This window comes from Corynebacterium sp. 5QC2CO, from assembly GCF_024580435.1.
Lineage (GTDB): Bacteria > Actinomycetota > Actinomycetes > Mycobacteriales > Mycobacteriaceae > Corynebacterium > Corynebacterium jeikeium_D.
The window spans coordinates 17,885-41,134 of the sequence record NZ_JANIKI010000014.1 but is presented as its reverse complement, the minus strand read 5'-3'; the positions used below and the strand labels follow the sequence as shown (position 1 = coordinate 41,134).

32 protein-coding genes and 1 pseudogene are annotated in these 23,250 nt (G+C 58.2%); 28 read left to right on the top strand and 5 right to left on the bottom strand.

Annotated elements, in window-relative coordinates; genetic code table 11:
- The first annotated feature begins 357 nt into the window (after positions 1-357).
- From rpsJ to NQ014_RS09885, 14 genes are all read left to right on the top strand, one after another.
- Positions 358-663 (top strand): 30S ribosomal protein S10, encoded by a 306-nt coding sequence (gene rpsJ / locus NQ014_RS09950; RefSeq protein WP_003938093.1) that lies wholly within the window; start codon positions 358-360, stop codon positions 661-663.
- 31 nt (positions 664-694) lie between these two features.
- Positions 695-1,351 (top strand): 50S ribosomal protein L3, encoded by a 657-nt coding sequence (gene rplC / locus NQ014_RS09945; RefSeq protein WP_005509762.1) that lies wholly within the window; start codon positions 695-697, stop codon positions 1,349-1,351.
- Positions 1,348-1,995 carry a 50S ribosomal protein L4 gene (gene rplD, locus NQ014_RS09940; protein WP_049190610.1) on the top strand — a complete coding sequence of 216 codons (648 nt, stop codon included), beginning with the start codon at positions 1,348-1,350 and terminating at the stop codon, positions 1,993-1,995. The genes rplC and rplD overlap by 4 nt, the downstream gene beginning before the upstream one ends.
- The gene (gene rplW, locus NQ014_RS09935; protein ID WP_005509869.1) at positions 1,995-2,300 is read left to right on the top strand and encodes a 50S ribosomal protein L23; all 306 of its coding nucleotides are present in this window, start codon (positions 1,995-1,997) and stop codon (positions 2,298-2,300) included. The genes rplD and rplW overlap by 1 nt, the downstream gene beginning before the upstream one ends.
- A gap of 37 nt (positions 2,301-2,337) precedes the next feature.
- Entirely contained in the window at positions 2,338-3,180 is an 843-nt protein-coding gene (gene rplB, locus NQ014_RS09930) for a 50S ribosomal protein L2 (RefSeq protein ID WP_005509800.1), read from the top strand.
- Between the two features lie 14 nt (positions 3,181-3,194).
- Positions 3,195-3,473, top strand: coding sequence for a 30S ribosomal protein S19 (rpsS, locus tag NQ014_RS09925; protein ID WP_005509882.1), 279 nt, complete (start codon positions 3,195-3,197; stop codon positions 3,471-3,473).
- A gap of 3 nt (positions 3,474-3,476) precedes the next feature.
- Entirely contained in the window at positions 3,477-3,839 is a 363-nt protein-coding gene (gene rplV, locus NQ014_RS09920) for a 50S ribosomal protein L22 (RefSeq protein ID WP_005509775.1), read from the top strand.
- Positions 3,839-4,579 (top strand): 30S ribosomal protein S3, encoded by a 741-nt coding sequence (gene rpsC, locus NQ014_RS09915; RefSeq protein WP_016422058.1) that lies wholly within the window; start codon positions 3,839-3,841, stop codon positions 4,577-4,579. Before rplV ends, rpsC begins: the two co-directional genes overlap by 1 nt.
- A gap of 3 nt (positions 4,580-4,582) precedes the next feature.
- On the top strand, positions 4,583-4,999 hold the full coding sequence (gene rplP, locus NQ014_RS09910) for a 50S ribosomal protein L16 (RefSeq protein ID WP_048760621.1): 417 nt from the start codon (positions 4,583-4,585) through the stop codon (positions 4,997-4,999).
- On the top strand, positions 4,999-5,235 hold the full coding sequence (gene rpmC / locus NQ014_RS09905; RefSeq protein WP_005509851.1) for a 50S ribosomal protein L29: 237 nt from the start codon (positions 4,999-5,001) through the stop codon (positions 5,233-5,235). The genes rplP and rpmC overlap by 1 nt, the downstream gene beginning before the upstream one ends.
- The gene (rpsQ, locus tag NQ014_RS09900) at positions 5,232-5,510 is read left to right on the top strand and encodes a 30S ribosomal protein S17 (protein ID WP_048760623.1); all 279 of its coding nucleotides are present in this window, start codon (positions 5,232-5,234) and stop codon (positions 5,508-5,510) included. The genes rpmC and rpsQ overlap by 4 nt, the downstream gene beginning before the upstream one ends.
- Before the next feature lie 201 nt (positions 5,511-5,711).
- Complete coding sequence (mgtE, locus tag NQ014_RS09895; RefSeq protein WP_257075111.1) at positions 5,712-7,061, top strand: magnesium transporter; 1,350 nt, start codon at positions 5,712-5,714, stop codon at positions 7,059-7,061.
- A gap of 53 nt (positions 7,062-7,114) precedes the next feature.
- The gene (locus tag NQ014_RS09890; protein ID WP_257075109.1) at positions 7,115-7,771 is read left to right on the top strand and encodes a bifunctional 2-polyprenyl-6-hydroxyphenol methylase/3-demethylubiquinol 3-O-methyltransferase UbiG; all 657 of its coding nucleotides are present in this window, start codon (positions 7,115-7,117) and stop codon (positions 7,769-7,771) included.
- Positions 7,772-7,874: 103 nt separating this feature from the next.
- Complete coding sequence (locus NQ014_RS09885; RefSeq protein WP_257075108.1) at positions 7,875-8,657, top strand: formate/nitrite transporter family protein; 783 nt, start codon at positions 7,875-7,877, stop codon at positions 8,655-8,657.
- 44 nt (positions 8,658-8,701) lie between these two features.
- Here NQ014_RS09885 and NQ014_RS09880 read toward each other — a convergent pair whose 3' ends face one another.
- Both NQ014_RS09880 and NQ014_RS09875 read right to left on the bottom strand, forming a co-directional pair.
- Positions 8,702-9,418, bottom strand: a complete 717-nt coding sequence (locus NQ014_RS09880; RefSeq protein WP_257075104.1) for a VIT family protein — start codon at positions 9,416-9,418, stop codon at positions 8,702-8,704.
- A gap of 130 nt (positions 9,419-9,548) precedes the next feature.
- The gene (locus tag NQ014_RS09875) at positions 9,549-10,790 is read right to left on the bottom strand and encodes a multidrug effflux MFS transporter (RefSeq protein ID WP_257075102.1); all 1,242 of its coding nucleotides are present in this window, start codon (positions 10,788-10,790) and stop codon (positions 9,549-9,551) included.
- A gap of 281 nt (positions 10,791-11,071) precedes the next feature.
- Between NQ014_RS09875 and rplN the strand changes: the two genes are divergently transcribed.
- The 10 genes from rplN to rplO all read left to right on the top strand — a co-directional run bounded on the left by rplN (position 11,072) and on the right by rplO (position 16,641).
- Complete coding sequence (rplN, locus tag NQ014_RS09870; protein WP_038627660.1) at positions 11,072-11,440, top strand: 50S ribosomal protein L14; 369 nt, start codon at positions 11,072-11,074, stop codon at positions 11,438-11,440.
- The gene (gene rplX, locus NQ014_RS09865; protein ID WP_005509963.1) at positions 11,441-11,755 is read left to right on the top strand and encodes a 50S ribosomal protein L24; all 315 of its coding nucleotides are present in this window, start codon (positions 11,441-11,443) and stop codon (positions 11,753-11,755) included. It begins immediately after the preceding gene.
- A 2-nt stretch (positions 11,756-11,757) separates the two neighbouring features.
- Positions 11,758-12,312 (top strand): 50S ribosomal protein L5, encoded by a 555-nt coding sequence (gene rplE, locus NQ014_RS09860; RefSeq protein WP_005509901.1) that lies wholly within the window; start codon positions 11,758-11,760, stop codon positions 12,310-12,312.
- Between the two features lie 383 nt (positions 12,313-12,695).
- Positions 12,696-13,592, top strand: coding sequence for a GDSL-type esterase/lipase family protein (locus tag NQ014_RS09855; RefSeq protein WP_257075100.1), 897 nt, complete (start codon positions 12,696-12,698; stop codon positions 13,590-13,592).
- Between the two features lie 403 nt (positions 13,593-13,995).
- A complete protein-coding gene (gene rpsH, locus NQ014_RS09850) occupies positions 13,996-14,394 on the top strand; it encodes a 30S ribosomal protein S8 (RefSeq protein ID WP_005509822.1) in 399 nt (132 codons plus the stop codon).
- 15 nt (positions 14,395-14,409) lie between these two features.
- Entirely contained in the window at positions 14,410-14,946 is a 537-nt protein-coding gene (rplF, locus tag NQ014_RS09845; protein WP_005509895.1) for a 50S ribosomal protein L6, read from the top strand.
- Complete coding sequence (gene rplR / locus NQ014_RS09840; protein WP_005510009.1) at positions 14,946-15,344, top strand: 50S ribosomal protein L18; 399 nt, start codon at positions 14,946-14,948, stop codon at positions 15,342-15,344. The genes rplF and rplR overlap by 1 nt, the downstream gene beginning before the upstream one ends.
- Positions 15,345-15,378: 34 nt before the next feature.
- Entirely contained in the window at positions 15,379-15,996 is a 618-nt protein-coding gene (rpsE, locus tag NQ014_RS09835; RefSeq protein WP_005510059.1) for a 30S ribosomal protein S5, read from the top strand.
- A 5-nt stretch (positions 15,997-16,001) separates the two neighbouring features.
- Positions 16,002-16,187: a 50S ribosomal protein L30 gene (gene rpmD, locus NQ014_RS09830; RefSeq protein ID WP_257075099.1), complete on the top strand. Its 186-nt coding sequence runs from the start codon at positions 16,002-16,004 to the stop codon at positions 16,185-16,187.
- Positions 16,188-16,194: 7 nt separating this feature from the next.
- On the top strand, positions 16,195-16,641 hold the full coding sequence (gene rplO, locus NQ014_RS09825) for a 50S ribosomal protein L15 (RefSeq protein WP_005509936.1): 447 nt from the start codon (positions 16,195-16,197) through the stop codon (positions 16,639-16,641).
- Positions 16,642-16,747: 106 nt separating this feature from the next.
- Here rplO and NQ014_RS11005 read toward each other — a convergent pair whose 3' ends face one another.
- Positions 16,748-17,869: an aminotransferase class I/II-fold pyridoxal phosphate-dependent enzyme gene (locus NQ014_RS11005; RefSeq protein ID WP_373467723.1), complete on the bottom strand. Its 1,122-nt coding sequence runs from the start codon at positions 17,867-17,869 to the stop codon at positions 16,748-16,750.
- Between the two features lie 78 nt (positions 17,870-17,947).
- Positions 17,948-18,607 (bottom strand): annotated as a pseudogene (locus tag NQ014_RS11000) (6-carboxyhexanoate--CoA ligase); the annotation flags it as partial.
- A gap of 353 nt (positions 18,608-18,960) precedes the next feature.
- Between NQ014_RS11000 and secY the strand changes: the two are divergent.
- Positions 18,961-20,292, top strand: coding sequence for a preprotein translocase subunit SecY (gene secY, locus NQ014_RS09815; RefSeq protein WP_257075096.1), 1,332 nt, complete (start codon positions 18,961-18,963; stop codon positions 20,290-20,292).
- Positions 20,292-20,843 (top strand): adenylate kinase, encoded by a 552-nt coding sequence (locus NQ014_RS09810; RefSeq protein WP_005509947.1) that lies wholly within the window; start codon positions 20,292-20,294, stop codon positions 20,841-20,843. Before secY ends, NQ014_RS09810 begins: the two co-directional genes overlap by 1 nt.
- Positions 20,844-21,024: 181 nt before the next feature.
- On the opposite strand, the gene NQ014_RS09805 is transcribed toward NQ014_RS09810, so the two are convergent.
- A complete protein-coding gene (locus NQ014_RS09805; RefSeq protein ID WP_257075094.1) occupies positions 21,025-21,606 on the bottom strand; it encodes a hypothetical protein in 582 nt (193 codons plus the stop codon).
- Positions 21,607-21,743: 137 nt separating this feature from the next.
- Between NQ014_RS09805 and map the strand changes: the two genes are divergently transcribed.
- Both map and infA read left to right on the top strand, forming a co-directional pair.
- A complete protein-coding gene (gene map, locus NQ014_RS09800; RefSeq protein WP_257075127.1) occupies positions 21,744-22,544 on the top strand; it encodes a type I methionyl aminopeptidase in 801 nt (266 codons plus the stop codon).
- Between the two features lie 284 nt (positions 22,545-22,828).
- On the top strand, positions 22,829-23,050 hold the full coding sequence (gene infA, locus NQ014_RS09795) for a translation initiation factor IF-1 (RefSeq protein ID WP_016422077.1): 222 nt from the start codon (positions 22,829-22,831) through the stop codon (positions 23,048-23,050).
- Positions 23,051-23,250: the final 200 nt, after the last annotated feature.

Here is a 23,250-nt window from a genome sequence, read left to right as displayed (position 1 = left end):
CGAGCATGACCACGTAGGGAAGTTTATTCCCGATCGTGCCTCACGGAGAAAATGGGCGACACGCCCGACCGCGGGGGTCGGAGGTGGCATGGCAAATTAACAGCGGCAGTAGGCAAATGAAGAGCCCCACGAGGGGGACTTGTTTTCCACTGGGATTTGAGTGCAAGGCGTTATTCGTCCGCTCGGGTCATGGCCAAAAGTTAATTTGCCATGACGATCGAAGACGAAATCGCTTTGAAGTAATGCACAACCCAGTTTTAATTTCTGGCGCTGGCCATAGTTGCTGACGGCGTCGAGAAACATTGACAGGGTCGACGCCCCTTTAATTGGGGCGCGCCGACCGAGGAGAGGACAAGCGTGGCCGGACAGAAGATCCGCATCAGGCTCAAGGCCTACGACCACGAGGCTATCGACGCTTCTGCGCGAAAGATCGTGGAGACCGTTACCCGTACGGGTGCACGCGTCGTTGGCCCGGTGCCGTTGCCAACCGAAAAGAACGTTTACTGCGTTATCCGTTCGCCGCACAAGTACAAGGACTCGCGCGAGCACTTCGAGATGCGCACTCACAAGCGTCTGATCGACATTCTCGATCCAACGCCGAAGACCGTCGATGCACTTATGCGCATTGACCTTCCGGCAAGTGTCGATGTGAACATTCAGTGATCCTGGACTTTTGGTAGCGGAGACAAGATAAATGAGTGAAAACGAGATCAAGGGCATCCTGGGCACGAAGCTCGGTATGACTCAGATCTTCGACGAGGAGAACCGCGTTGTTCCGGTTACCGTCGTTGAGGCTGGGCCGTGCGTAGTGACTCAGGTGCGCACTAAGGAAACCGACGGCTACGACGCCGTCCAGATTGCATACGGCGAAATTGACCCGCGTAAGGTCAACAAGCCGGAGGCCGGCCACTTCAAGAAGGCCGGTGTGACCCCGCGTCGCCACAGCGTTGAGATTCGCACCCCGGACGCTTCCTCTTACGAGGTCGGCCAGTCCGTTGGTGTCGACATCTTCGGCGAAATTGAGTACGTCGACGTCACTGGTACCTCTAAGGGCCACGGCTTCGCCGGTGGTATGAAGCGCCACGGCTTTGCCGGCCAGGGTGCTGCTCACGGTAACCAGGCTGCTCACCGTCGTGTTGGTGGCATTGGCGCCTGCGCCACGCCAGGACGCGTCTTCAAGGGCAAGCGTATGGCAGGCCGCATGGGTAACGACCGGGTCACGACCCAGAACCTGAAGATTCAGAAGGTTGACGCTGACGCGAACCTGCTGCTCATCAAGGGCGCAGTTCCGGGTGCACGCGGCGGCCTCCTGGTTGTTAAGACTGCCACGAAGGGTGGTGCTCACGCATGACCAACCTCAAGCTAGACGTACACACCGCTGAAGGCGGCGTGAACGGTTCGGTTGAGCTTCCTGCTTCCGTGTTCGACGCGGAGGTGTCCATCGCCCTGATGCACCAGGTTGTTGTCGCACAGCGTGCAGCAGCTCGCCAGGGCACTCACAAGGTCAAGACCCGCGGTGAGGTTCGCGGCGGTGGCCGCAAGCCGTGGCGCCAGAAGGGTACCGGTCGCGCTCGTCAGGGTTCGATCCGTGCTCCGCACTGGACCGGCGGTGGCATTGTCCACGGCCCGGTGCCGCGCGACTACAGCCAGCGCACCCCGAAGAAGATGATTGCAGCTGCTCTGCGCGGCGCACTCTCTGACCGTGCTCGCCACGACCGCATCCACGTTGTCGAGGAACTGGTCCCAGGCCAGACCCCGTCCACCAAGGCAGCTCGTACTTTCGTCGAGCGTCTGACTGAGCGCCGCAACGTGCTCGTCGTTCTGCCGCGCGAGGACGTCAACTCGTGGAAGTCGGTTCGTAACCTGCCAGGTGTCCACATCCTGTCTGAGGATCAGCTGAACACCTACGACGTTCTGAAGGCCGATGACGTCATCTTCGCCGTTCAGGCACTCAATGACTTCATCACTCGCACCGCCGGTAAGGAGGAGAAGTAATGGCTACCATCGCAGATCCCCGCGACATCATCGTTGCACCGGTAGTGTCTGAGAAGTCCTACGGACTCATGGAGCAGGGCGTTTACACGTTCCTGGTCCACACCGACGCTAACAAGACCCAGATCAAGATCGCGGTCCAGGAGATTTTCGGTGCCAAGGTCGCTTCCGTCAACACCCTCAACCGTGAGGGCAAGCGCAAGCGTTCCCGCACCGGCTACGGCAAGCGCAAGAACACCAAGCGCGCCTACGTGACTCTCGCGGCCGGCAGCGATCCCATCGACATCTTCGGCGGTTCGGCAGCCTAGCCGCTAGCCGACGAGGAAGTTAAGGAAGAGCAAAAGTATGGCTATTCGTAAGTACAAGCCGACTACGCCGGGTCGCCGCCAGAGCTCCGTCTCCGAGTTCAGCGAGGTTACTCGCTCGACTCCTGAGAAGTCTCTGCTGCGCCCGCTGTCGAAGACTGGTGGCCGTAACGTTCACGGTCACATCACCACTCGCCACAAGGGTGGCGGACACAAGCGCCAGTACCGTGTCATCGACTTCCGTCGTAATGACAAGGACGGCATTCCGGCAAAGGTCGCTCACATCGAGTACGACCCGAACCGTACCGCCAACATCGCACTGCTGCACTACGCAGACGGTGAGAAGCGCTACATCATCGCTCCGAAGAACCTGAAGCAGGGTGCCATCGTTGAGTCCGGCGCTAACGCCGACATCAAGGTTGGTAACAACCTGCCGCTGCGCAACATCCCGACCGGTTCCACCATTCACTGCGTGGAGCTCAAGCCGGGTGCTGGTGCTCAGCTGGCACGTTCTGCTGGTGCTTCTATTCAGCTTCTCGGTAAGGAAGGCAAGTACGCAGTTCTGCGTATGCCGTCCTCTGAGATCCGTCGCGTCGACGCACGTTGCCGTGCAACCGTCGGTGAGGTCGGAAACCAGGATCAGATCAACATCCGTTGGGGCAAGGCCGGCCGTATGCGCTGGAAGGGCTGGCGCCCGACTGTCCGCGGTGTTGTCATGAACCCGGTAGACCACCCGCACGGTGGTGGTGAGGGTAAGACCTCCGGTGGTCGCCACCCGGTTTCCCCGTGGGGCCAGAAGGAAGGCCGCACCCGTAAGCCGAACCGCCCGAGCGACCAGCTGATCGTTCGTCGCCGTCGTACCAACAAGAATAAGAAGCGCTAAGGAGGGAACTGAGAATGCCACGCAGCCTTAAGAAGGGCCCGTTCGTCGATGAGCACCTCCTCGCGAAGGTCGATGCACAGAACGAGAAGGGCACCAAGCAGGTCATCAAGACCTGGTCTCGCCGCTCCACGATTCTCCCCGATTTCATCGGCCACACCTTCGCCGTTCACGACGGTCGCAAGCACGTGCCGGTGTTCGTGGATGACTCTATGGTCGGCCACAAGCTGGGCGAATTCGCCCCGACCAAGACCTTCAAGGGTCACGTCAAGGATGACAAGAAGGGACGTCGATAAGCCATGAGCAACGACATTACTTCTGCACGCGCAACTGCGCGCTTCGTCCGCGTTACTCCGATGAAGGCACGTCGCGTCCTGGACACCGTTCGCGGTAAGTCCGTCGACGAGGCACTGAACATCCTGGAGTACGCTCCGCAGGGTGCTGCTGATCCGGTTGCCAAGGTTGTTGCGTCTGCAGCTGCAAACGCTGAGAACAACTTCGGCCTGGACCGTCGTACTCTGGTCATCTCTGAGGCTTACGCCAACGAGGGACCGACCATGAAGCGCTTCCGCCCGCGTGCGCAGGGCCGTGCTTTCCACGTCCGCAAGCGCACCAGCCACATCACCGTGGTCGTCGAGAGCCAGAAGGAAGGTGACCGATAGTGGGACAGAAGATCCATCCACACGGTCTTCGCCTCGGTATTTCCAGCGACTGGAAGTCCCGCTGGTACGCCGACAAGCAGTACGCTGACTACCTGGCCGAGGACATCAAGATCCGCGATCTGCTGTCCACCGGTCTTGAGCGCGCCGGCATCTCCGATGTCGTTATCGAGCGCACCCGTGACCGCGTGCGCGTGGACATCCACACCGCTCGCCCGGGTATCGTTATCGGTCGTCGTGGCTCCGAGGCTGACCGCATCCGCGGCCAGCTCGAGAAGCTCACCGGCAAGCAGGTTCAGCTGAACATCCTCGAGGTCAAGAACATTGACGCGGATGCGAAGCTGGTTGCTCAGTCCATCGCTGAGCAGCTCGCCAACCGTGTCGCTTTCCGTCGTGCAATGCGCAAGGCTATCCAGTCTGCAATGCGTCAGCCGCACGTCAAGGGCATCAAGGTTGTCTGCTCCGGTCGTCTCGGCGGTGCCGAGATGGGCCGCACCGAGCGCTACCACGAGGGTCGCGTTCCGCTGCACACCCTGCGTGCGGAGATCGACTACGGCACCCACGAGGCTCACACCACCTTCGGCCGCATTGGCGTCAAGGTGTGGATCTACAAGGGTGACGTGATCGGTGGCCGTCGCGAGTCCGAGATCAACGCCGGCAACGACCGCCAGCGTCGCGGCAACGACCGCCCGCGTCGTGGTGGCAAGCGTCGTCAGCGTGCATCTGAGAAGAAGGAGGGCTAATTCATGCTCATCCCGAAGCGCGTTAAGTTCCGTCGCCAGCACCGCCCGACCCGTTCTGGTATGTCCAAGGGCGGCAACAAGGTGACTTTCGGTGACTACGGTCTCCAGGCTCTCGAGCCGGCCTACATCACCAACCGTCAGATTGAGGCAGCGCGTATTGCTATCAACCGCCACGTCAAGCGTGGTGGTAAGGTCTGGATCCAGATTTTCCCGGACCGTCCGCTGACCCAGAAGCCACTGGGTGTTCGTATGGGTTCCGGTAAGGGCCCGGTCGAGAAGTGGATTGCAAACGTCAAGCCGGGTCGCATCATGTTCGAGATGTCCTACCCGGACGAGGCAGTCGCTGTCGAGGCACTGAAGCGCGCAGGCGCTAAGCTGCCGATCAAGACCCGAATCGTTCGGAAGGAGGATCAGTACTGATGTCGAACGGCATTCCCGCCCACGAGCTTCGCTCGCTGGATAACGATGACCTGGTTGCCAAGCTCAAGGAGTCTAAGGAGGAGCTGTTCAACCTCCGTTTCCAGAGCGCTACCGGTCAGCTGACCAACAACCGCCGTCTCCGCACTGTCCGCAAGGATATTGCTCGCATTTACACCGTTATGCGTGAGCGCGAGCTCGGCCTGTCTGCTGCACCAACCGATGGTGATGCAGCATGAGTGAGGAAAACATGAACACCACCGAGGCTGGCGCACGCAAGGTGCGCACCGGTTACGTCGTGTCCGACAAGATGCAGAAGACCATCGTCGTCGAGCTCGAGGACCGCAAGCAGCACGCCCTGTACGGCAAGATCATGCGCACGAACTCTAAGGTCAAGGCGCACGACGAGAACGAAGAGGCTGGCGTGGGCGACCGCGTCCGCATCGAAGAGTGCCGTCCGCTCTCCAAGGACAAGCACTACCGCCTGCTCGAGATCGTCGAGAAGGCTAAGTAAGACCCGTCAGCTGAGCAATCAGCTAGGGCTTTACGACGAGAACCCCGCCGCGGGAAACACGAAAGTGTTTTCTGTGGCGGGGGTTTTGTTTTTTAGGAAGCCATGTTTCTTCGTGTTTCTAATCCCCTCAGTGCAGGTTTGGTGGGTTTTTATCTCTGATAGCATTGGCGAAGATTTGTGCTTTGTGAGGGGAGAAGTTCGGTGACTACTGAGGTGACCAGGATTGATGATCGAGATCTCGAGTCCGCGCTTCGCTCACATGACGTGGCGACGTTGTCACGGCTCTTAACTGATATTGAGCCCAAGGCTGCCGCTCGAAAGATGCGCCGCCTCAGCCATGAGGAACGTGCGCTGTTCTACCGCACACTGCCGAAAGACACGGCGGTCGAAACCTTTGATGAGCTGAACTCGGCTCTGCAGGCGCACCTGATCGACAGCCTCCGTGATCCTGAAGTTACCGCAGTTTTCGCGGACATGGAACCGGACGATCGAGCAGAACTGCTCGACGAGCTGCCTGCGTCTGTCGCTGCAAAACTGCTCGCCGATCTACCGGATGATGAGCGAGAGCTGACCAACATCGTCCTCGGTTACCCCGATGGTTCCATTGGGCGTCGGATGAGCCCGGAGCTGGTGTCGCTTCACGACGATATGACGGTGGGGGAGGCTCTGGAGACCGTCTACAATCATCTGGATGATGCCGAATCCATCTACACCCTGCCGGTTTCGAACCGGAATCGTCGCCTGGTGGGCGTGGTTAGTCTTCGTGACTTGATGCGTGCCAGCAGTGATATCCATGTTGCGGCGATTTTGCGGAAGGCCGATTACGCGGAGGCGACCGAATCCGAAGAGAAGGTAGCCCGCATGTGCGCTGATCGTAAGCGCCTAGCTCTGCCGATTGTCGACAGCGAGCGGCGTGTTATCGGTCTGCTCACGGTGGACGACGCCCTCCGGATTCTGGAAGAGGCAGACTCTGAGGACCAAGCTCGTATTTCCGGTTCTGAGCCTCTGCGCTTGCCCTATCTCGCGACGCCCATTTTCGAGATTGTTCGCTCTCGCGTGGTGTGGCTGCTCGTGCTTGCTATCGGTGCAACATTGACCGTGCAAGTCCTGGAAACTTTCGAAGAGACTCTTTCTCAGATGGTGGTTCTCTCGGTATTCGTGCCGCTGCTGATCGGTACAGGTGGCAATACCGGTAACCAGGCAGCAACTACGATTACGCGTGCGTTGGCGCTGGGGGATGTCCAACCCCGCGATATATTCAAGGTCATTCTCCGAGAGGTGAGGGTCGGTGCGTTCCTCGGCCTGCTGCTGGGTACTCTCGGCCTGCTGCTAGCTGGCTTGGTTTACGGCTGGGACATTGGCCTAGTGATTGGCCTGACGTTGCTGGGTATTTGTACTCTCGCGGCAACTGTCGGTGGCATCATGCCGCTGATTGGTAAGAAGTTCGGCATTGACCCAGCCGTCTTCGCTAACCCGTTCATTACCACTCTTGTAGATGCCTCCGGTCTGATCATCTACTTCCTGATCGCTAAGTCAGTATTGGGAATCTAGTCCCGTCGCGCAGGGGACGTCGGCGGTATAGAAAAGAGACCAACTGCGCCATAATGGTGGCCATGAGCAATGGCACCCACAATCACCGCACTTGGAAAGAAATTATCGCCGCCGATCCGCAGCATTCCCGCCGCTACGCCAACCGCTGGCGGGGATTCGTGCGCGAGGGCCGCGATATTGACGGCGAGGCGCGGTTGGTGGATGCAATGGTGCCTCGCCACGCTCGAATCCTGGATGCCGGCTGTGGGCAGGGGCGCGTCGGCGGTTACCTAGCGAAGGCTAGTCATCGAGTCGTCGGTGTCGATGTCGACCCCTATCTCATCGACGAGGCAAAGCGACAGTTCCCGGATGCGACGTGGTTGGTAGGGGACTTGGCGCAGCTGCCCCACGTGCTTGACGACGGCCTTGAGAACACTCCCCACGATGACACGGTATCCGCTTTCGATGTCATTATTTGCCCCGGCAATGTGCTGACTTTCGTAGCGCCAGAAGACCGCGCGAAGGTACTGCAGGGCTTCGCGGAGGTGCTGAATCCGGAGAACGGTCGTGCCATTATCGGCTTCGGCGCTGGTCGTGGTTGGGACTTTGCCGATTTTGAAACGACTGCGCAGGAGGCTGGGCTCACTGTGGTCCAGCGTTACTCCACGTGGGATCTTCGTCCCTTTGGCAATGATTCTCAGTTTCTGGTTGCCGTTCTTGAGCGGGGGTAGGGCGCTGTGATCGTCGTAAAGCGGTTGCGATTCCGCGTCAGCCTGTCGTTATTCTTTTATGCGAATAACTGCAATTAACGGCACGCAGGGAAAGGCTTCGGCGGTGACGCTATACGAAACGCTGGATACGGCTGGCGACAAGAAACAGGAACTGCTGACGCAGGACTACGGACGATTTGCCGTGCGAGCGGTCCTGGCGGGTATGTACCTGACGCTCGGGACGGCCTTTGCAGCGGTCGCTGGCCAAGTAGCAGAGGGCGTCGCGCCGGGGACCGGGGGACTGGTTTTTGCGTGCCTATTCGGGCTTGGGCTGTTCGCCATTGTGGTGCTCGGTGCAGAGCTGGCGACCGGCAGCATGATGTTTGTGTCCTGGTCCGCCGCGCGCGGACGCATGGCGTGGGGAGTTGCCTTTCGAATGGTGGCCGTCGCTACGTTCTACAACTTCATCGGTGCGGCGATTGTGGCGCTGGTGCTCAGCCAGAGCGCCAAGCTCGGTGGGATTGATGACACACATCTGATTTCCACCTTGGCTGAGGGGAAGCTGGCCAAGCCGTTCTTCGGCGCTTTCGTAGAGGCCATGGGTGCGAACTTCGTGGTCAATATGGCTGTCCTAGGTGCGCTACAAGCCAAAGAAATCATTTCGAAGTTCGCTGTGATTCTGCCGATTATTGCAGTGTTCGTCGGCCTCGGACTCGAGCACGTGATTGCGAACTTCTCATTGTTTTCCTTGGCCTTTTTCGCTGATCCGCATCCTGCAGGCTTCGATGGTCTGCACATAACCGGTAACTGGGTGGCCGTGTGGCTGGGCAACTTCGTAGGTGGTGGCCTGGGAATCGGCGCCGTCTACGCCTGGTTGAACCAGACGAAGACCAGCTATGTTGACTAGTTTTTGAGCTTCGCCGCGTGCTAACTGGCCGCCTATCTGACGTCCTAACCGACAGCCTGCCCGAAGAGCAGACCGACGAAGTAGGACACAAGCAAACCGAGTGCACCACCAATCACCAGGCGTAGCGCAGCCTTGCCGGAGTGCGTGGAGCTGAGCTTGGCGCTGATGTAGCCGGTCAAGGCCAGAGTCACGATGGTGACAACGGTGACTGCGATTGCGCCAGAGGTGGGGCCCGTGAAGATCAGTGCCGCAATCATTGGCAGGATGGCGCCGAGTAGGAACGACAGTGCCGAAGAACCGGCAGCGGCCCAGGGGTTGGTAAGTTCCTCACCGTCAATGCCCAATTCCAGCTTTAGGTGAGCTGCCAGCGGATCACTTTGTGCGATGCCGTGGGCAGCATCTTCGGCGATATGTTCTGGGATGCCGTAGCCAGAGAGAATGCCCACGAGCTCTTTATGCTCTTCATCTGGAAAGTTCTTAAGCTCGGCCTTTTCTTTGGCAATCAGTGCTCGCTCAGTATCGCGCTGGGTTGAAACCGAGACGTATTCACCCAGGGCCATCGAGATGGCACCAGCAATAACGGCCGCGGCGCCAGCAGTCAGGATGGCTTCGCGAGAGGAACCTGCTGCAATCACGCTGAGCAAGATCAGCGCAGTGGAGACGATACCGTCGTTTGCTCCGAGAACTCCGGCGCGAAGCCAGTTGAGCTTCGCCGACTCAGATGCCTTATGTGGTTCATGAGGATGTGCATGCGTGGTCATGGCAGGACCTTTCTTCCATGTCAGCCCCATGCCTACGGGTGGTACGAGGCCTCACCATCGATTTAATGCCGATTCGGGCACATTCTCAACCAGTGAAGTGAAACGCGGGGAGTCCTCTCGCGCGTCGCTTTTATGGAAGTCGGTGTGAGCGTTTGTGGAGGCCGGCGCGCGTCAATGCCAACACCGCCGTCAGCGCGATCAATGCACAGGTCAACATCGAAATAGCCATCGAGAGGGGCAGATTGGAACCAAGCCCCACCAATGGGGAAACCGTGGCGGCCGCGAGGAACTGTGTGAAGCCCATGAGACCGGAACCTGAGCCAATTCCGATATCTCGAACCTCCTCAATTCCGAGTGCCGTGGCATTGGCGAAGACCAGCGGCATCATCGGTACCGTAATGAACAGCAACAGCCAAGTAGTGAAGAAGGTAATCCCGACGAGGGCATTAATAATTAGGCCTATCGACGTCACGAGCATGACCGTAAGGGCAACTAAAATGCCTTTGCGGGGATGAAGCCGGTTGATCATCTTGCCGTTGAGGATTGACACAAATGTCAACATCGCTGCATTGGATGCGAACACAAGAGAAAACTGAGTAGGGGTTAGCCCCAGCAGCTCCTGGAAAATAAAGGGTGACGCAGCGATATAGGAAAACATCACCGAGAAGCCACCAGCGAAAGCCAACAAGTAGCCGACAAATACTGGCCGCCGCAGCAGCCTGCCAATATTGGGCAGGAGATTGCGCAGAGCACCTGTGGAGCGTCGCTCAGGCGGCAGAGTTTCCGGAACCATCAGAACCACAATCGCGACCATCGCGACGTTGATGGCTGCGAGAAACCAGAACACGCTGCGCCAGCCGAATGCGGGGCCTAGAAAACCGCCCACAAGGGGAGCGATTGCCGGGGCGATGGAGGAAATACCCATGAGGGTAGAGAAAGCTTTCGCTGATGCCTTGCCCGTCAAGAGGTCTGGGACCACAGAACGAGCCAGAACAACCGTGGAGCCGCCAGCTAACCCCTGGAACAGGCGCATTGCAATAAGCGTGCCAATATTCGGTGCTACTGCGCAGAGGATTGACGATCCCAAGAACACCAAAGTCGCAATGAGAAGCAGCTTCTTGCGACCTAAACTATCGGAGAGGGCGCCAATGACGAGCTGCCCAGCAGCCATGCCAATCATGAAGGTTGTCAGCGTGAGCTGAACCGTGGATTCGGTGCTAGAGAACTCGCGTGCAATCTCCACGAAGGATGCCAGATATGTATCTGCGCCGAACGGAGCGGCTGCGGATAATAAGGCCAAGCCGGCAAGTAGCGATACCGGCAGCGTCTGTGCTGGCTGTGCCTGAGCGCTCTCGGAATGTTGATTTGTCACTGTCTCAGTATATGGTTGCCGCAGAAGGCATAAACCATGTTGGGGGCATGAAACTAAGGGATTTTGTTGTCCCGCACGAACGTGCCATAATACACAGGTTGCGCGAAGTGGCTGCGTGCTGCTCTCAACGGTTTAAGGCCGTAGTTAGCACGAGGTCAAAGCGATATGAAAGCCGCCTCTAGCAGGTGCTTTCGTCGTAAAGCGTAAACGCAAGACATAAAGACCGCGTGCGTTTAGGACGGAAATCTGACGCACAATGCAACCAGGTCAGGAGAAACGCAGTGATTCAGCAGGAATCCCGTCTGCGCGTTGCCGACAACACTGGTGCACGTGAAATCCAGTGCATCCGCGTTCTCGGCGGCTCGACCCGACGCTTCGCTGGCATTGGCGACACCATCGTCGCAACTGTCAAGGAAGCTACTCCGGGCGGCAACGTCAAGGCAGGCGAAATCGTTAAGGCAGTCATCGTCCGTGCGAAGAAGGAGACCCGTCGTCCGGACGGCTCCTACATTTCGTTCGACGAGAATGCAGCTGTCATCATCAAGGCCGACGGTGAGCCAAAGGGCACCCGTATTTTCGGCCCGGTCGCGCGTGAGCTGCGTGACAAGAAGTTCATGAAGATTGTCTCGCTCGCACCGGAGGTGATTTAAGTGAAGATCCGTAAGGGCGATACCGTGCTGGTTATCTCCGGTCCGGACAAGGGTGCTCAGGGCAAGGTCATCGAGGCCTACCCGAAGCGCGACAAGGTCCTGGTCGAGGGCGTTAACCGTATCAAGAAGCACGTTGCAAACTCCGCTGCGGAGCGCGGTGCATCCTCGGGTGGCATTGTCACTCAGGAAGCTCCGATTCACGTGTCGAACGTCATGCTGGTCGACGAAGATGGTACCCCGACTCGCGTTGGTTACCGCTTCGATGAGGACGGCAAGAAGGTTCGCATCTCCCGCCGTACCGGGAAGGACATCTAAGCATGAGCGAAAATTACACCCCTCGTCTGAAGGCCCGTTACCGCGATGAGATTCGCGGCAAGATGCAGGAAGAGTTCTCCTACGAGAACGTCATGCAGATTCCGGGCGTCACCAAGGTCGTCGTCAACATGGGCGTCGGCGCTGCTGCTCAGGACAAGAAGCAGATCAACGGTGCTATCAACGACCTGACTCTGATCACCGGTCAGAAGCCGGAGACCCGTCGTGCTCGCAAGTCGATCGCTAACTTCAAGCTCCGTGAAGGCGACGCCATCGGCGCTCGCGTCACCCTGCGTGGCGACCGTATGTGGGAGTTCCTGGATCGTCTGCTGACCGTGGCTCTGCCGCGAATCCGCGACTTCCGCGGTCTGTCTGATCAGCAGTTCGATGGTCACGGTAACTACACCTTCGGCCTGTCTGAGCAGACCATGTTCTACGAGATCGACGTTGACAAGATTGACCGCCCGCGCGGTATGGACATCACCGTCGTGACCACCGCTACCAACAACGAGGAAGGCCGCGCGCTGCTGCGCGAGCTGGGCTTCCCGTTCAAGAAGTAGTTTTTCCTCTTCGGTAGCTTTTGCCTGAAGCCCCGGATGCCGCTTGGCCTCCGGGGCTTTTTGCTGCTCTGTTAACTGCTTATGTTCGTGGGGGAGTGAAGTCGCTGTGCGGGGCCTGCGTAAAAGTTACCAGTGTTGCTGGTGTGGAAGTTGACCCTTTTTGGGGGGTTGAAAATTAGTAAAGCCACAAGGTTTCTCAGTTGAAAGTTAGGCATTCGTGATGATTTCGTTGTAAACTGCCATTCGTCATAGTGACGGCCGCCAAAATGCATTGTGGTCGTTATCAATTTGGGCAAGACTTAAGTGGCTTCAGCTTCTGTGTGATTGAGCCAGTGGTTCTACTCAGAGCGGCTCTTAAGTTAAAACGCAAAGGGATTAACTACATGAAGAACTTCTCCGTGGCCGTCCGCTCGGCTGCTATTGCAACTGTTGCGGCTCTGGGTCTGAGCTTGGGCGCAGGTGCCGCCAACGCACAGCCGGCACTGCCGGAAATGCCGAACATTCCGATTCCGGGTATCGGCGACACCGGTCCGAAGGGCGTCAAGCAGATTGTCACCTTCGGTGACTCCTTCACCGCTAATGCCGGTAAGGGTGGCCCGCGTGGCCTGGCGCCGGGACAGAACGCACTGGTCGCTAACTGCGCTACCGACATGGAAAACTGGCCGAAGATTGCAGCTTCGAAGCTGGACAAGTCCCTGGGTGACTGGTCCTGTAACGGTCTTGGCGGCTTCCCGGGTCAGCTCCTCGCATACCTGGAGGCTTCCATCCAGTACGGCGACATCGGAGAGGGCACCGAGAAGGTTGTCCTGATGTACGGCGGCATGGATTGGGTCCAGTGGGTTGACGTGGCAGGCGAGCTTGTCGCAAAGCCGGATCCCCAGGCTCCTTCCGCGTTCAAGCAGACGCTGCGTCAGTTCACTGACCGCGTCCACCAGGTTGCTCCGGGCGCTCAGGTCGTCCTGGCTTCGTACCCTGAGTACGCCACTAATGACCAGCTGTGCCTGGTAAACACCTCGGACCAGACCTTCCCAATCCCGGCACCGGGTGGCAGCGAGATCCAGGGTGCATTCCGTGACAGCATTCGCTCTGCATCTCAGCACGTAGGCGCCGGCTTCATTGACGTCTACGAGGCAACCCTCGGCCACGGTACCTGCAACCCGAACCCGGATGAGCGCTTCGTCGCCGGTTTCGCAGATCCGGTGATGGGCCCGATGACCAACCACCCGACGGTGGCCGGTGAAAAGGCAATGGGTAACATCATCGCCGACCAGCTTTACTAATTTCCTCTAGCCGGCGCCATGTCGGCTAGGAATTGAGTTCCACTGCTAATTGGTGGGGCTTCACGCCGCGAGCGGACTAACGTCCGTCTGCGGCGTTTTTGCATTTCGGCTGGTATTTGTTAGTATCACCAGGTCTGCCCTCTATAAGAGGTGCGGCAGTAAAAATGTAAGAACTTTGCTGTAGGCCCCTCGCCTCGCATCGTCTCTGGTGTCACCTGGGTGGCGAGCTGACTCGGCTATTGAACCGAGTTGGCGAACAGTAGCCCTTAAATCGCCGGAATCACGATATTGGTAATCGCTCCAACTTAAGCTTTCGCCGTGTGACAGTTGCTGTTTGCGCGGTCATTGGAGTTAGCCACGAGGTGGGAAGGAACCGCAGCGAGAAAGGAAGCGGTCACTAACCATGACCATGACTGACCCAATCGCCGACATGCTGTCGCGCGTGCGCAACGCTAACAACGCGTACCACGACTCTGTCTCGATGCCGTCGTCCAAGCTGAAGGCTAACATCGCCGAGATCCTCAAGTCTGAGGGTTACATTGCGGACTACGCAGTCGAGGATGCCAAGGTCGGCAAGACCCTGACCCTGAACCTGAAGTACGGCCCGTCCCGCGAGCGTTCGATTGCTGGCGTGCGTCGCGTCTCCAAGCCGGGTCTGCGTGTTTACGCAAAGTCCACTAACCTGCCGAAGGTCCTCGGTGGCCTGGGCGTGGCTATCATCTCCACGTCTCAGGGCCTGCTGACTGACCGTCAGGCTTACGAGAAGAAGGTTGGCGGGGAAGTCCTCGCTTACGTCTGGTAAAGGGGGAACTACACAATGTCTCGTATTGGTAAGAACCCTGTCGTTGTCCCGGCAAACGTTACTGCCCAGGTCAACGGCCAGGACGTTTCCGTCAAGGGCCCGAAGGGCGAGCTGTCTGTCTCCATCCCGGCTCCAATTACCGTTGAGCTGAAGGACAATGAGATTGTGGTCAACCGCCCGGATGACCACCGCAAGAGCCGCTCCCTGCACGGCCTGTCCCGTTCGCTGATTAACAATATGGTTGTCGGTGTGACCGAGGGCTACACCATCAAGATGGAAATCTTCGGTGTCGGTTACCGTGTCGCCAAGAAGGGCAAGGACCTCGAGTTCTCCCTGGGCTACTCGCACCCAGTCCTGATCGAAGCACCGGAAGGTATCACCTTCGACGTCGACGGCACCACCAAGCTGTCGATCACAGGTATTGATAAGCAGCAGGTCGGACAGCTCGCAGCTAACATCCGTCGTCTGCGTAAGGATGATCCTTACAAGGGCAAGGGCATTCGTTACGATGGCGAGCAGATCCGTCGCAAGATCGGAAAGACGGGTAAGTAATGAGCAACACCAACGAAAAGCGCCTCCCGGTAGGCAAGGACATCTCGACTCGTCGTCGTGTCGCCCGTGCCCGCCGTCACGCACGCTTGCGCAAGAACGTCCGCGGCACCTCCGAGGCACCGCGCCTCGTGGTGCACCGCTCTTCCCGCCACATCACTGCTCAGGTTATCGACGACTCCATCGGTCGTACCCTGGCAGCTGCTTCCACTCTGGACGCAGATCTCCGTGGCTTCGAGGGCGACAAGAAGGCCAAGAGCGCCAAGGTCGGCGAGTTGATTGCTGCTCGCGCTAAGGATGCTGGCATCGAGAAGGTCGTTTTCGACCGCGGTGGCTACCAGTACCACGGCCGCGTTGCTGCTCTGGCCGAGGCTGCCCGTGAAGGTGGTCTGAAGTTCTAATGCGCACTTACAAGTCCAACGGAAGGAATGCGTGATGTCGGAACGCGATAAGCGCGAAGGCGGACGTAACTCCGCTGACAACAAGAACAACAACCGTCGTGGTGGCCGCGGTAACGACCGTCGCCAGCAGGACGAGCGTTCGCAGTACATCGAGCGCGTAGTAACTATCAACCGAGTTTCCAAGGTCGTCAAGGGTGGTCGTCGCTTCAGCTTCACCGCTCTGGTCATCGTCGGTGACGGCGAGGGCATGGTCGGCGTCGGCTACGGCAAGGCCAAGGAAGTACCGGCAGCTATCCAGAAGGGTGCTGAAGAGGCTCGTAAGAACTTCTTCCGCGTCCCGATGATTGCTGGCACCATCACCCACCCGGTTCAGGGTGAGACCGCTGCTGGCATCGTGCTGCTGCGCCCGGCTGCTCCGGGTACCGGTCTGATTGCCGGCGGTGCTGTCCGCCCGGTTCTCGAGTGCGCCGGTGTTCAGGATGTTCTGTCCAAGTCGCTGGGTACCAACAACTCCATCAACGTTGTTCACGCAACCGTTGATGCTCTCAAGCAGCTGGTTCGCCCTGAAGAGGTCGCCGCACGTCGTGGCAAGTCCCTCGAAGAGGTCACCCCAGCACGTATGCTGCGCGCACGCGCAGGTCAGGGAGCGTGATTTCCATGGCACTGAAGATTACCCAGGTCCGTGGTACCGCTGGTACCAAGCAGAAGCAGAAGGATTCGCTGCGCACCCTCGGCCTGAAGCGCATCAACGATTCCGCCGTTCGCCCGGATACTCCGGCTGTGCGCGGTCTTGTGAACGTTGTGCGTCACCTGGTCGAGGTTGAAGAAGTAGCGGGGGAGTAGGTAAACCATGAGCGAACCAATTAAGCTCCACGACTTGGCCCCGGCTCCGGGTGCTAAGAAGAAGAAGACTCGCGTCGGCCGTGGTGAGGCTTCCAAGGGTAAGACCGCTGGTCGCGGCACCAAGGGCACCAAGGCCCGCAAGCAGGTTTCGGCAGCATTCGAGGGTGGCCAGATGCCACTTCACATGCGCCTGCCGAAGTTGAAGGGCTTCAAGAACCCGGCGAAGGTCACCTTCCAGGTGGTCAACGTTTCGGATCTGGAGCGTCTGTTCCCGAACGGTGGCGACATCACCATCGCCGACCTGGTTGCAAAGGGCGCTGTCCGCGCTAACCAGCCGGTGAAGGTCCTCGGCGACGGCGACATCAACGTCTCCGTCAACGTCACCGCAACCAAGTTCTCGGGCTCCGCAAAGTCCAAGATCGAGGCTGCAGGCGGCTCTGTCACTGAGGCCTAAAGCATTTAAGCTTTAACATAAGAGCTCTTAACCCAAGTGGTTAAGAGCTCTTTTTGTATTGAGGGGGGGGAGGAAAGGGGAGGGGAGGGCAGCGCAAACCGCTGGCTTACAGCAGGCCGGTGTTGCGCAGAGCTCGCTCCAGTTGGTCAATGTCAGCGTCCGTATGGAGTGCGGTAATGGTCAAACGCAACATTGCCTCACCACGAGGAACCGTCGGATAGCGAATCGCGGGTATGAATACGCCTAGCTCCGCCAACTGTGCTGAGGCGTCCATCGCTTCGGCTTCGTCGCCGATGGGCAGCGGGATAATCGCAGATGCGAGGTCTGACTGTGCGCCAACCAGGGAGCGGACGCGCGCAATATTACGCTGCAATCGCTTGACGACGTCCCCAGCCTCCAACTGCTTCAACGCTGCACGGATAGCTGCGACAGAACCGGGGTTCATCGACGTTGAGTACACGAAACTACGGGCTTGATTGCGTAGCAGTTCGCCAACTGGTGCCGAGCAGAGAACGTATCCTCCTTCGACACCGAGAGCCTTGCTCGCGGTGCCGACCACAATGTCCGGGCGAATGCCCAGGTGCGCTGCAGTGCCACGACCTTGTTCTCCGATAACGCCGACGCCGTGGGCGTCGTCAAGCATCAGCCATGCGTTGTGACGGCGACAGGTGCGCTCGAGTGCGGGGCCGTCGATGACCTCGCCTGACATGGAGAACGCGGAGTCGGAGATGACAAGCTTGTGGCGGGCGCTCGATGCTGCGAGGAGATGATCGAGTGCCTGGTAGTCAGCGTGCGGAAAGACTGTGACCTTAGCTCGAGCATTACGGCATCCGTCGATGATGGAAGCATGGTTGGCGGCGTCGGAGAAGATTTCAACGTCGGCGGTGGCGATGGCAGCGATGGTTGAGTGGTTCGCCTGGTAGCCAGTAGCAAAGAGAACGGCATCGTCGAAACCGAAGAACTGCGCGAGTTCATTCTCAAGTGCGCTGTGGATGCTAGTGCCGGTGGTCAGACGAGAGCCGCCGGAACCGGTGCCGAAATGTCCAATTGCCTCGGTGGCAGCTGAGATGAGCTCAGGGTGCGTGGACAGGCCGAGGTAGTCCGAAGAAGAAAACAGTAAATAGTCGGTTCCGTCAATTCGGCTGTGTGGCAGTTGTGCGGTTTCGAAAGTGCGTAGTGTGCGGGCAAGTCCTTCAACGGCCCAGGCAGTGTTCCTTTGGGCGGCGATTGCTGAGAGGTCGTTGTTTGGGGTGGTAGCGTCCGGCGAGGAGCTGGCGTCAGCTGGGAGCTCGACGTAGACCGGCGCGTTCTCCAGGTAATCGATTAGCTCGGGGATATCGGTGCCGGGTTCAACGATGAAGATGCGAGTACCAAGAGTGCTGCCGTGGTCCTTGATATTTGGGATACGGTGGAAGACCCCGTCCAGTGCGAGATATCCGCGCGTGTAAAAGGGGTCATCGGAGAGGCAAATTTCTGCGACGATACCCGGGGCGCTGTGAACCTTAGATGCGAGGATGAGCGCCTCGTGAAAATGGTCCTTGGTGCAGTCCTTGCTGGGGTGCGAGATGGCATCAAAAGTGGAAACCCGTACACCGCGGGCAGGGTTTGGGTCGAGCCGCTCACCGGAGGAGGCATCGATGAGGGCGGCGCCGCGGAGACCTGTGAGTGAATAGGCCATCTCGACGGCGATATCGGCTGCCTGTATACCTGCAGTGCGTAGGCGTTGAGCAATGAGATTGCGTGCGTCCTCAGGGCTGGGGTTCGACTCTAGAAAGGGAGTCAACGCGGGCACGGTGCCGATAGTCGGCTCTTCAACCTTGTCCACAGTGATGTGAATTGTGTCGGCTCGACCCTTGTCGTGGTGAAGTGCACGGCTAGTCATTGCAGAAGCCAGCTGAGGTAGTTCGACGGCCGGTGCAAGACGCTCAGCGCCAGAGATATGGCAGTCATCGGCGCTGGATCGCATGCGAATGCTGTAGGTACTCACAGAGCAAAACTTTAACACTGTTCAAGTTTTGTTTGAGAAAGTTGGGTGGAGCACAGAGAGGGGCGGGGGCTCAGAGGGGAAGGGCGCTGGGATCGTCGTCAAGCGAAAAGAGGCGATTGGCGGGGCACTGTACTAACGGTGATATGGAGGCGTATTGCGACGATGTGGAGAAACGCTGGTAGACTCACTACGTCAAATACTGTCAATTAAAGGTTTGAGGAATACGTCATCCGCGTTGCTTAACTAAAACGGGAGACTACTGGCGGCTAAGCGGGTAAGTCTTTCGGGAAAAGCGTGGGAGAAACGGATTTCTTGACCTCGGGAGGATGCACGTGGCTTCCGGTCTCATTGCGGCGTTGCGCGATCCCGATTTGCGTAAGAAGATCTTCTTCACTCTGACGATGATCATTCTGTACCGAATCGGCTCGCAGATTCCAACCCCTGGTATCGACTACCAGTTGGTCAACGCGCAGCTCGAGCAGATTTCGAAAGATCAGTCCAGCGTTTACTCGCTGATCAACCTGTTCTCAGGTGGCGCTCTGCTGCAGATGGCGATTTTCGGCATCGGCATTATGCCGTACATTACGGCCTCGATTATCGTCCAGCTGCTCACGGTGGTGATTCCACACTTTGAGCAGTTGAAGAAGGAAGGGCAGTCGGGTCAGACAAAGATGACCCAGTACACCCGCTACCTCACAGTGGCGTTGGCGTTGCTGCAGTCTGCAGGCATTGTGGCCATGGCAGACCGTGGCGCCCTGCTGGGCGGCTCGCAGTCGCTGCTGGTTAAGGATGCGGGTGTCTTTGACCTCGTGGTGATGGTCGTTGTGATGACCTCCGGTGCCGTGCTGGTCATGTGGATGGGTGAGCTCATCACTGACCGAGGCGTCGGCAACGGTATGTCGCTGCTGATTTTCGCCGGTATTGCCGCTGGTATGCCGGCACAGGGCGCGAACATTCTGCGCTCCACTACCGGTGTCGTGTTCGCCACCGTGATCGTTGCGGTGCTGATTCTCATCATCGGCGTTATCTTCATTGAGCAGGGACAGCGCCGTATTCCGGTGCAGTACGCAAAGCGCATGGTTGGTCGTCGTCAGTACGGCGGATCTTCCACCTACCTGCCGCTGAAGGTGAACCAGGCCGGTGTTATCCCGGTCATCTTCGCGTCCTCTCTGATTTACGTGCCGGTTCTGATTACCCAGATTGTTCAGTCCGGTCAGTCGAATCCGAACATGGACAACTGGTGGCAGCGCAATGTCATTCAGTACCTGCTGGCGCCGTCCAGTTGGCAGTACATTCTGCTGTTCTTCCTGATGATCATCTTCTTCTCCTTCTTCTACACCTCCGTGCAGTACGACCCGCACGAGCAGGCGGAGAACATGAAGAAGTATGGCGGATTCATTCCGGGCTTCCGCCCGGGACGTCCGACTGCTGAATACCTGTCCTACGTCCTGATTCGCCTGCTGACTGTCGGCTCGCTGTACCTGGCGCTGATTGCTGTTCTGCCAAATGTCGCTCTTGATATGGGGCTTGGCGACGCGAACTCCGGTACAGGCGGTATGTTTGGAGGTACAGCCCTGCTGATTCTGGTCAGTGTTGCGCTGACGACGGTCAAGCAGGTTGAAAGCCAAATGATGCAACGTAACTACGAAGGGTTCTTGAAGTAATGCGACTCGTACTTGTAGGTCCTCCCGGTGCAGGCAAGGGCACTCAGGCAGCTATCCTCTCGGAGAAGCTCGGTGTCCCGCACATCTCCACCGGTGACCTGTTTCGCGCAAACATCGGTGAAGGTACTCCGCTCGGCATTGAGGCGAAGTCCTACATCGACGCCGGCAACCTTGTTCCGGACGACGTGACTGTGCGTATGGTCGAGTCCCGTCTGAACGAGGACGACGCTGCCAAGGGGTTCCTGTTGGATGGCTTCCCGCGCACTGTTGGTCAGGCAGAAGAGCTGAAGCGTCTGCTGTCTAACCTCGGTACTGAGCTGGATGCGGTCGTACAGTTCGACGTTTCTGAGGATGTCGTAGTCGAGCGCATGCTGGCCCGTGGTCGCGCAGACGACACTGAAGAGGTCATCCGCAACCGCATGCACGTGTACACCAATGAGACCGCTCCTTTGCTGGATTACTACTCGGAGAAGATCATCAAGATTGCCGCCGAGGGATCCGTTGAGGAGATTAACGAGCGCACGATGGCTGAGCTGGAGAAGCTGAACTAGGCTCCTGGCACACCGGTAACTAGACGCTCTAGCTTTTTCGCTGGCAGGGGCCGATGGGTTTGCCGGTTGTAGATGGTTGTTGAAGCCGCCCTTTCGAACCGTTGAGGTTTGGAAGGGCGGCTTTTTTGTGTGGGCGGTTTGTTGGGGGCTGGGGTCGGGCAGGGGCAGCCGATAGTGAGGGCTACTGGAAGTCCTGAATGATTTCGTCGATAAGCGGTTGTGCGGCCTCGGCGCCAATATTCGCGAAAACGAACTCTTGGTAGATGCGGTTATCCTCGTCGATAACCATAACGAAAGGGGATCCCTTGTTGATGCCGCTAAAGGCGTGCTTGCCGGGTAGCTCGTATGGCGCGTAGTTTTCGACGGACTCGGCCTTTTCGTTAATGCGCTCGACAGTGGCCGGGTCCTCGGCCGTACTGAGCATTGCGGTGCCACCGTCGCCAACTGCCATTACGCAGGTGAAGCCATGTACGCTCTCGCTGCCAAAAATGACGGGTTTAGAGTCATCCGACTCGACGCAGCTGCCAATCGCCTCCTTAATTCCATCAGGTGTGAAGTTTTGGATCGACTCAGGCAGTGCAGAGGAGCCCATGAAACCCGAGGTGCTTCCAGGGGCCTCCGGCGATTCCGCGGCAGGGGAAGTGGAGGGGACAGTCGGCGCTGGCGACGGTTCGGGGTTGCTTGAGCATGCGCCAATCAGGAAAAGCGAGCTGGCAGCAATAACAACGCCCGCAGTCTGCGCGGACTTCAACAGTGAATGCATGCCAGTTATCGTAGGGCAGCTCATCTTTGGGTGTAAATTGCTCGGAAGTGGCAGCGATCCGAACGATGCCCTCGTAGGTGGCGGGATGCGGCTAGCCGGTGGTTCCCTTTTAAGTCAGAGTAGACTCAACCACCGTGATGAGTTTTCGACGCCGCCGCAAAGTAGTTCCTGCCCGCACCGAGGGAGAATTGGATGCGATGCAAGCGGCCGGCGAGATCGTCGGTCGTGCATTGCTAGCCTGCCGAGACGCCGCTAAGCCAGGGGTCACCACGGCAGATCTCAATGAGATCGCGCACCAGGTCATTATCGATGCTGGCGCGACGCCGTCCTTCCTTGGCTATGAAGGATTTCCGGCATCTGTCTGCGCATCGGTGAACGAAGTGATTGTCCACGGCATTCCGTCTTCGTCTACGGTTCTCGCCGATGGCGATTTGGTCTCAATTGACTGTGGCGCAATCCTGGATGGCTGGCACGGCGATTCGGCACTTACTTTCGGCGTCGGAAAGCTGAGTGAAGATGTCGAAAAACTGAACATTGCGACATCAGAGGTCCTCGCCGAAGGTATTAAGGCCATGGTTCCGGGTGCTCGCCTCACCGATATTTCGTATGCGCTTGAAATGGCCACCCGTGAGGCTGAACTGCACCACGATATTGAACTCGGCATCGTCGATGGATATGGCGGGCACGGCATTGGTCGCGAGATGCACATGGACCCCTTCCTGCCAAACGAAGGCAAAGCAGGAAAGGGGCCTCGCATCGTCGAAGGCTCCGTATTGGCCATTGAACCGATGCTCATTCTCGGCGGCGAGTGGGGTAGTGATGAGCTTGACGACGGCTGGACGGTCGTCAGCGCCGATAGAATGCCGGCCTCCCATTGGGAGCACACAGTTGCCGCCACGGCGGACGGCCCCCGTATTTTGACTCCTCGATATGAATAACTAGTGCGGGAGGGGCCACGCGAAAGGTCAGAACGTTGCCATAAAGGCTGCGATGAATTCTGAGCGCGTGGAGCCAACCCGCCTGCCAGCGCCCGCAGGTGGTCCCACAGTGGTCTTATTTGGTAAAAACGCAGGTCGCGTGTAAAGTTGGGCGATGGTGTGGGTGCAGTGTCGCTGCAGTGATGATTATCCCTGCACGGAATTGCTAAAACACCAGGCAGAGTAGAGATTTCCCAACTGGTGCCGGGATTGTCCCGGGTATCCGCCAGAGAGACGTGGAGGACATGGCTAAAAAGGAAGGCGCAATTGAGGTTGAGGGTCGCGTCGTCGAGCCCTTGCCGAACGCGATGTTCCGAGTGGAGCTGGACAACGGGCACAAGGTGCTCGCCCATATCAGTGGCAAGATGCGCCAGCACTACATCCGTATTCTCCCGGAAGACCGAGTCGTAGTGGAGCTTTCTCCGTACGATCTCGAGCGTGGGCGAATCGTCTACCGCTACAAGTAAATCGACCTGACCACTGTTGGTAGTGGTTATGGGCTTATTTACTAACTAGACAGAAACTCCACCGTCCTAGCTGCTTCTGGTGACGGCCGCGTGATGTTGAGACCTGGTGTCTCAGCAGATTGGCGCGGCGGTTCTTTATGAAAGCTTTTTCACAGAAGTAAGCGAGAATACCTCCGGCAACGGTGGCTGGAGCCTTTCTA

Coding starts and splice junctions, on each gene's coding strand:
- NQ014_RS09805 (WP_257075094.1), bottom strand. CDS start 21,606: ATGCATTCACTGTTGAAGTCCGCGCAGACTGCGGGCGTTGTTATTGCT.
- NQ014_RS09855 (WP_257075100.1), top strand. CDS start 12,696: ATGAAGAACTTCTCCGTGGCCGTCCGCTCGGCTGCTATTGCAACTGTT.
- rpmD (WP_257075099.1), top strand. CDS start 16,002: ATGGCACTGAAGATTACCCAGGTCCGTGGTACCGCTGGTACCAAGCAG.
- rplR (WP_005510009.1), top strand. CDS start 14,946: ATGAGCAACACCAACGAAAAGCGCCTCCCGGTAGGCAAGGACATCTCG.
- infA (WP_016422077.1), top strand. CDS start 22,829: ATGGCTAAAAAGGAAGGCGCAATTGAGGTTGAGGGTCGCGTCGTCGAG.
- rplP (WP_048760621.1), top strand. CDS start 4,583: ATGCTCATCCCGAAGCGCGTTAAGTTCCGTCGCCAGCACCGCCCGACC.
- rplB (WP_005509800.1), top strand. CDS start 2,338: ATGGCTATTCGTAAGTACAAGCCGACTACGCCGGGTCGCCGCCAGAGC.
- rpsS (WP_005509882.1), top strand. CDS start 3,195: ATGCCACGCAGCCTTAAGAAGGGCCCGTTCGTCGATGAGCACCTCCTC.
- rplC (WP_005509762.1), top strand. CDS start 695: ATGAGTGAAAACGAGATCAAGGGCATCCTGGGCACGAAGCTCGGTATG.
- rplE (WP_005509901.1), top strand. CDS start 11,758: ATGAGCGAAAATTACACCCCTCGTCTGAAGGCCCGTTACCGCGATGAG.
- rplV (WP_005509775.1), top strand. CDS start 3,477: ATGAGCAACGACATTACTTCTGCACGCGCAACTGCGCGCTTCGTCCGC.
- rplD (WP_049190610.1), top strand. CDS start 1,348: ATGACCAACCTCAAGCTAGACGTACACACCGCTGAAGGCGGCGTGAAC.
- rpsQ (WP_048760623.1), top strand. CDS start 5,232: ATGAGTGAGGAAAACATGAACACCACCGAGGCTGGCGCACGCAAGGTG.
- rplF (WP_005509895.1), top strand. CDS start 14,410: ATGTCTCGTATTGGTAAGAACCCTGTCGTTGTCCCGGCAAACGTTACT.
- NQ014_RS09810 (WP_005509947.1), top strand. CDS start 20,292: ATGCGACTCGTACTTGTAGGTCCTCCCGGTGCAGGCAAGGGCACTCAG.
- rpmC (WP_005509851.1), top strand. CDS start 4,999: ATGTCGAACGGCATTCCCGCCCACGAGCTTCGCTCGCTGGATAACGAT.
- rplO (WP_005509936.1), top strand. CDS start 16,195: ATGAGCGAACCAATTAAGCTCCACGACTTGGCCCCGGCTCCGGGTGCT.
- rpsH (WP_005509822.1), top strand. CDS start 13,996: ATGACCATGACTGACCCAATCGCCGACATGCTGTCGCGCGTGCGCAAC.
- rpsE (WP_005510059.1), top strand. CDS start 15,379: ATGTCGGAACGCGATAAGCGCGAAGGCGGACGTAACTCCGCTGACAAC.
- NQ014_RS09880 (WP_257075104.1), bottom strand. CDS start 9,418: ATGACCACGCATGCACATCCTCATGAACCACATAAGGCATCTGAGTCG.
- NQ014_RS09890 (WP_257075109.1), top strand. CDS start 7,115: ATGGTGGCCATGAGCAATGGCACCCACAATCACCGCACTTGGAAAGAA.
- map (WP_257075127.1), top strand. CDS start 21,744: ATGAGTTTTCGACGCCGCCGCAAAGTAGTTCCTGCCCGCACCGAGGGA.
- rplW (WP_005509869.1), top strand. CDS start 1,995: ATGGCTACCATCGCAGATCCCCGCGACATCATCGTTGCACCGGTAGTG.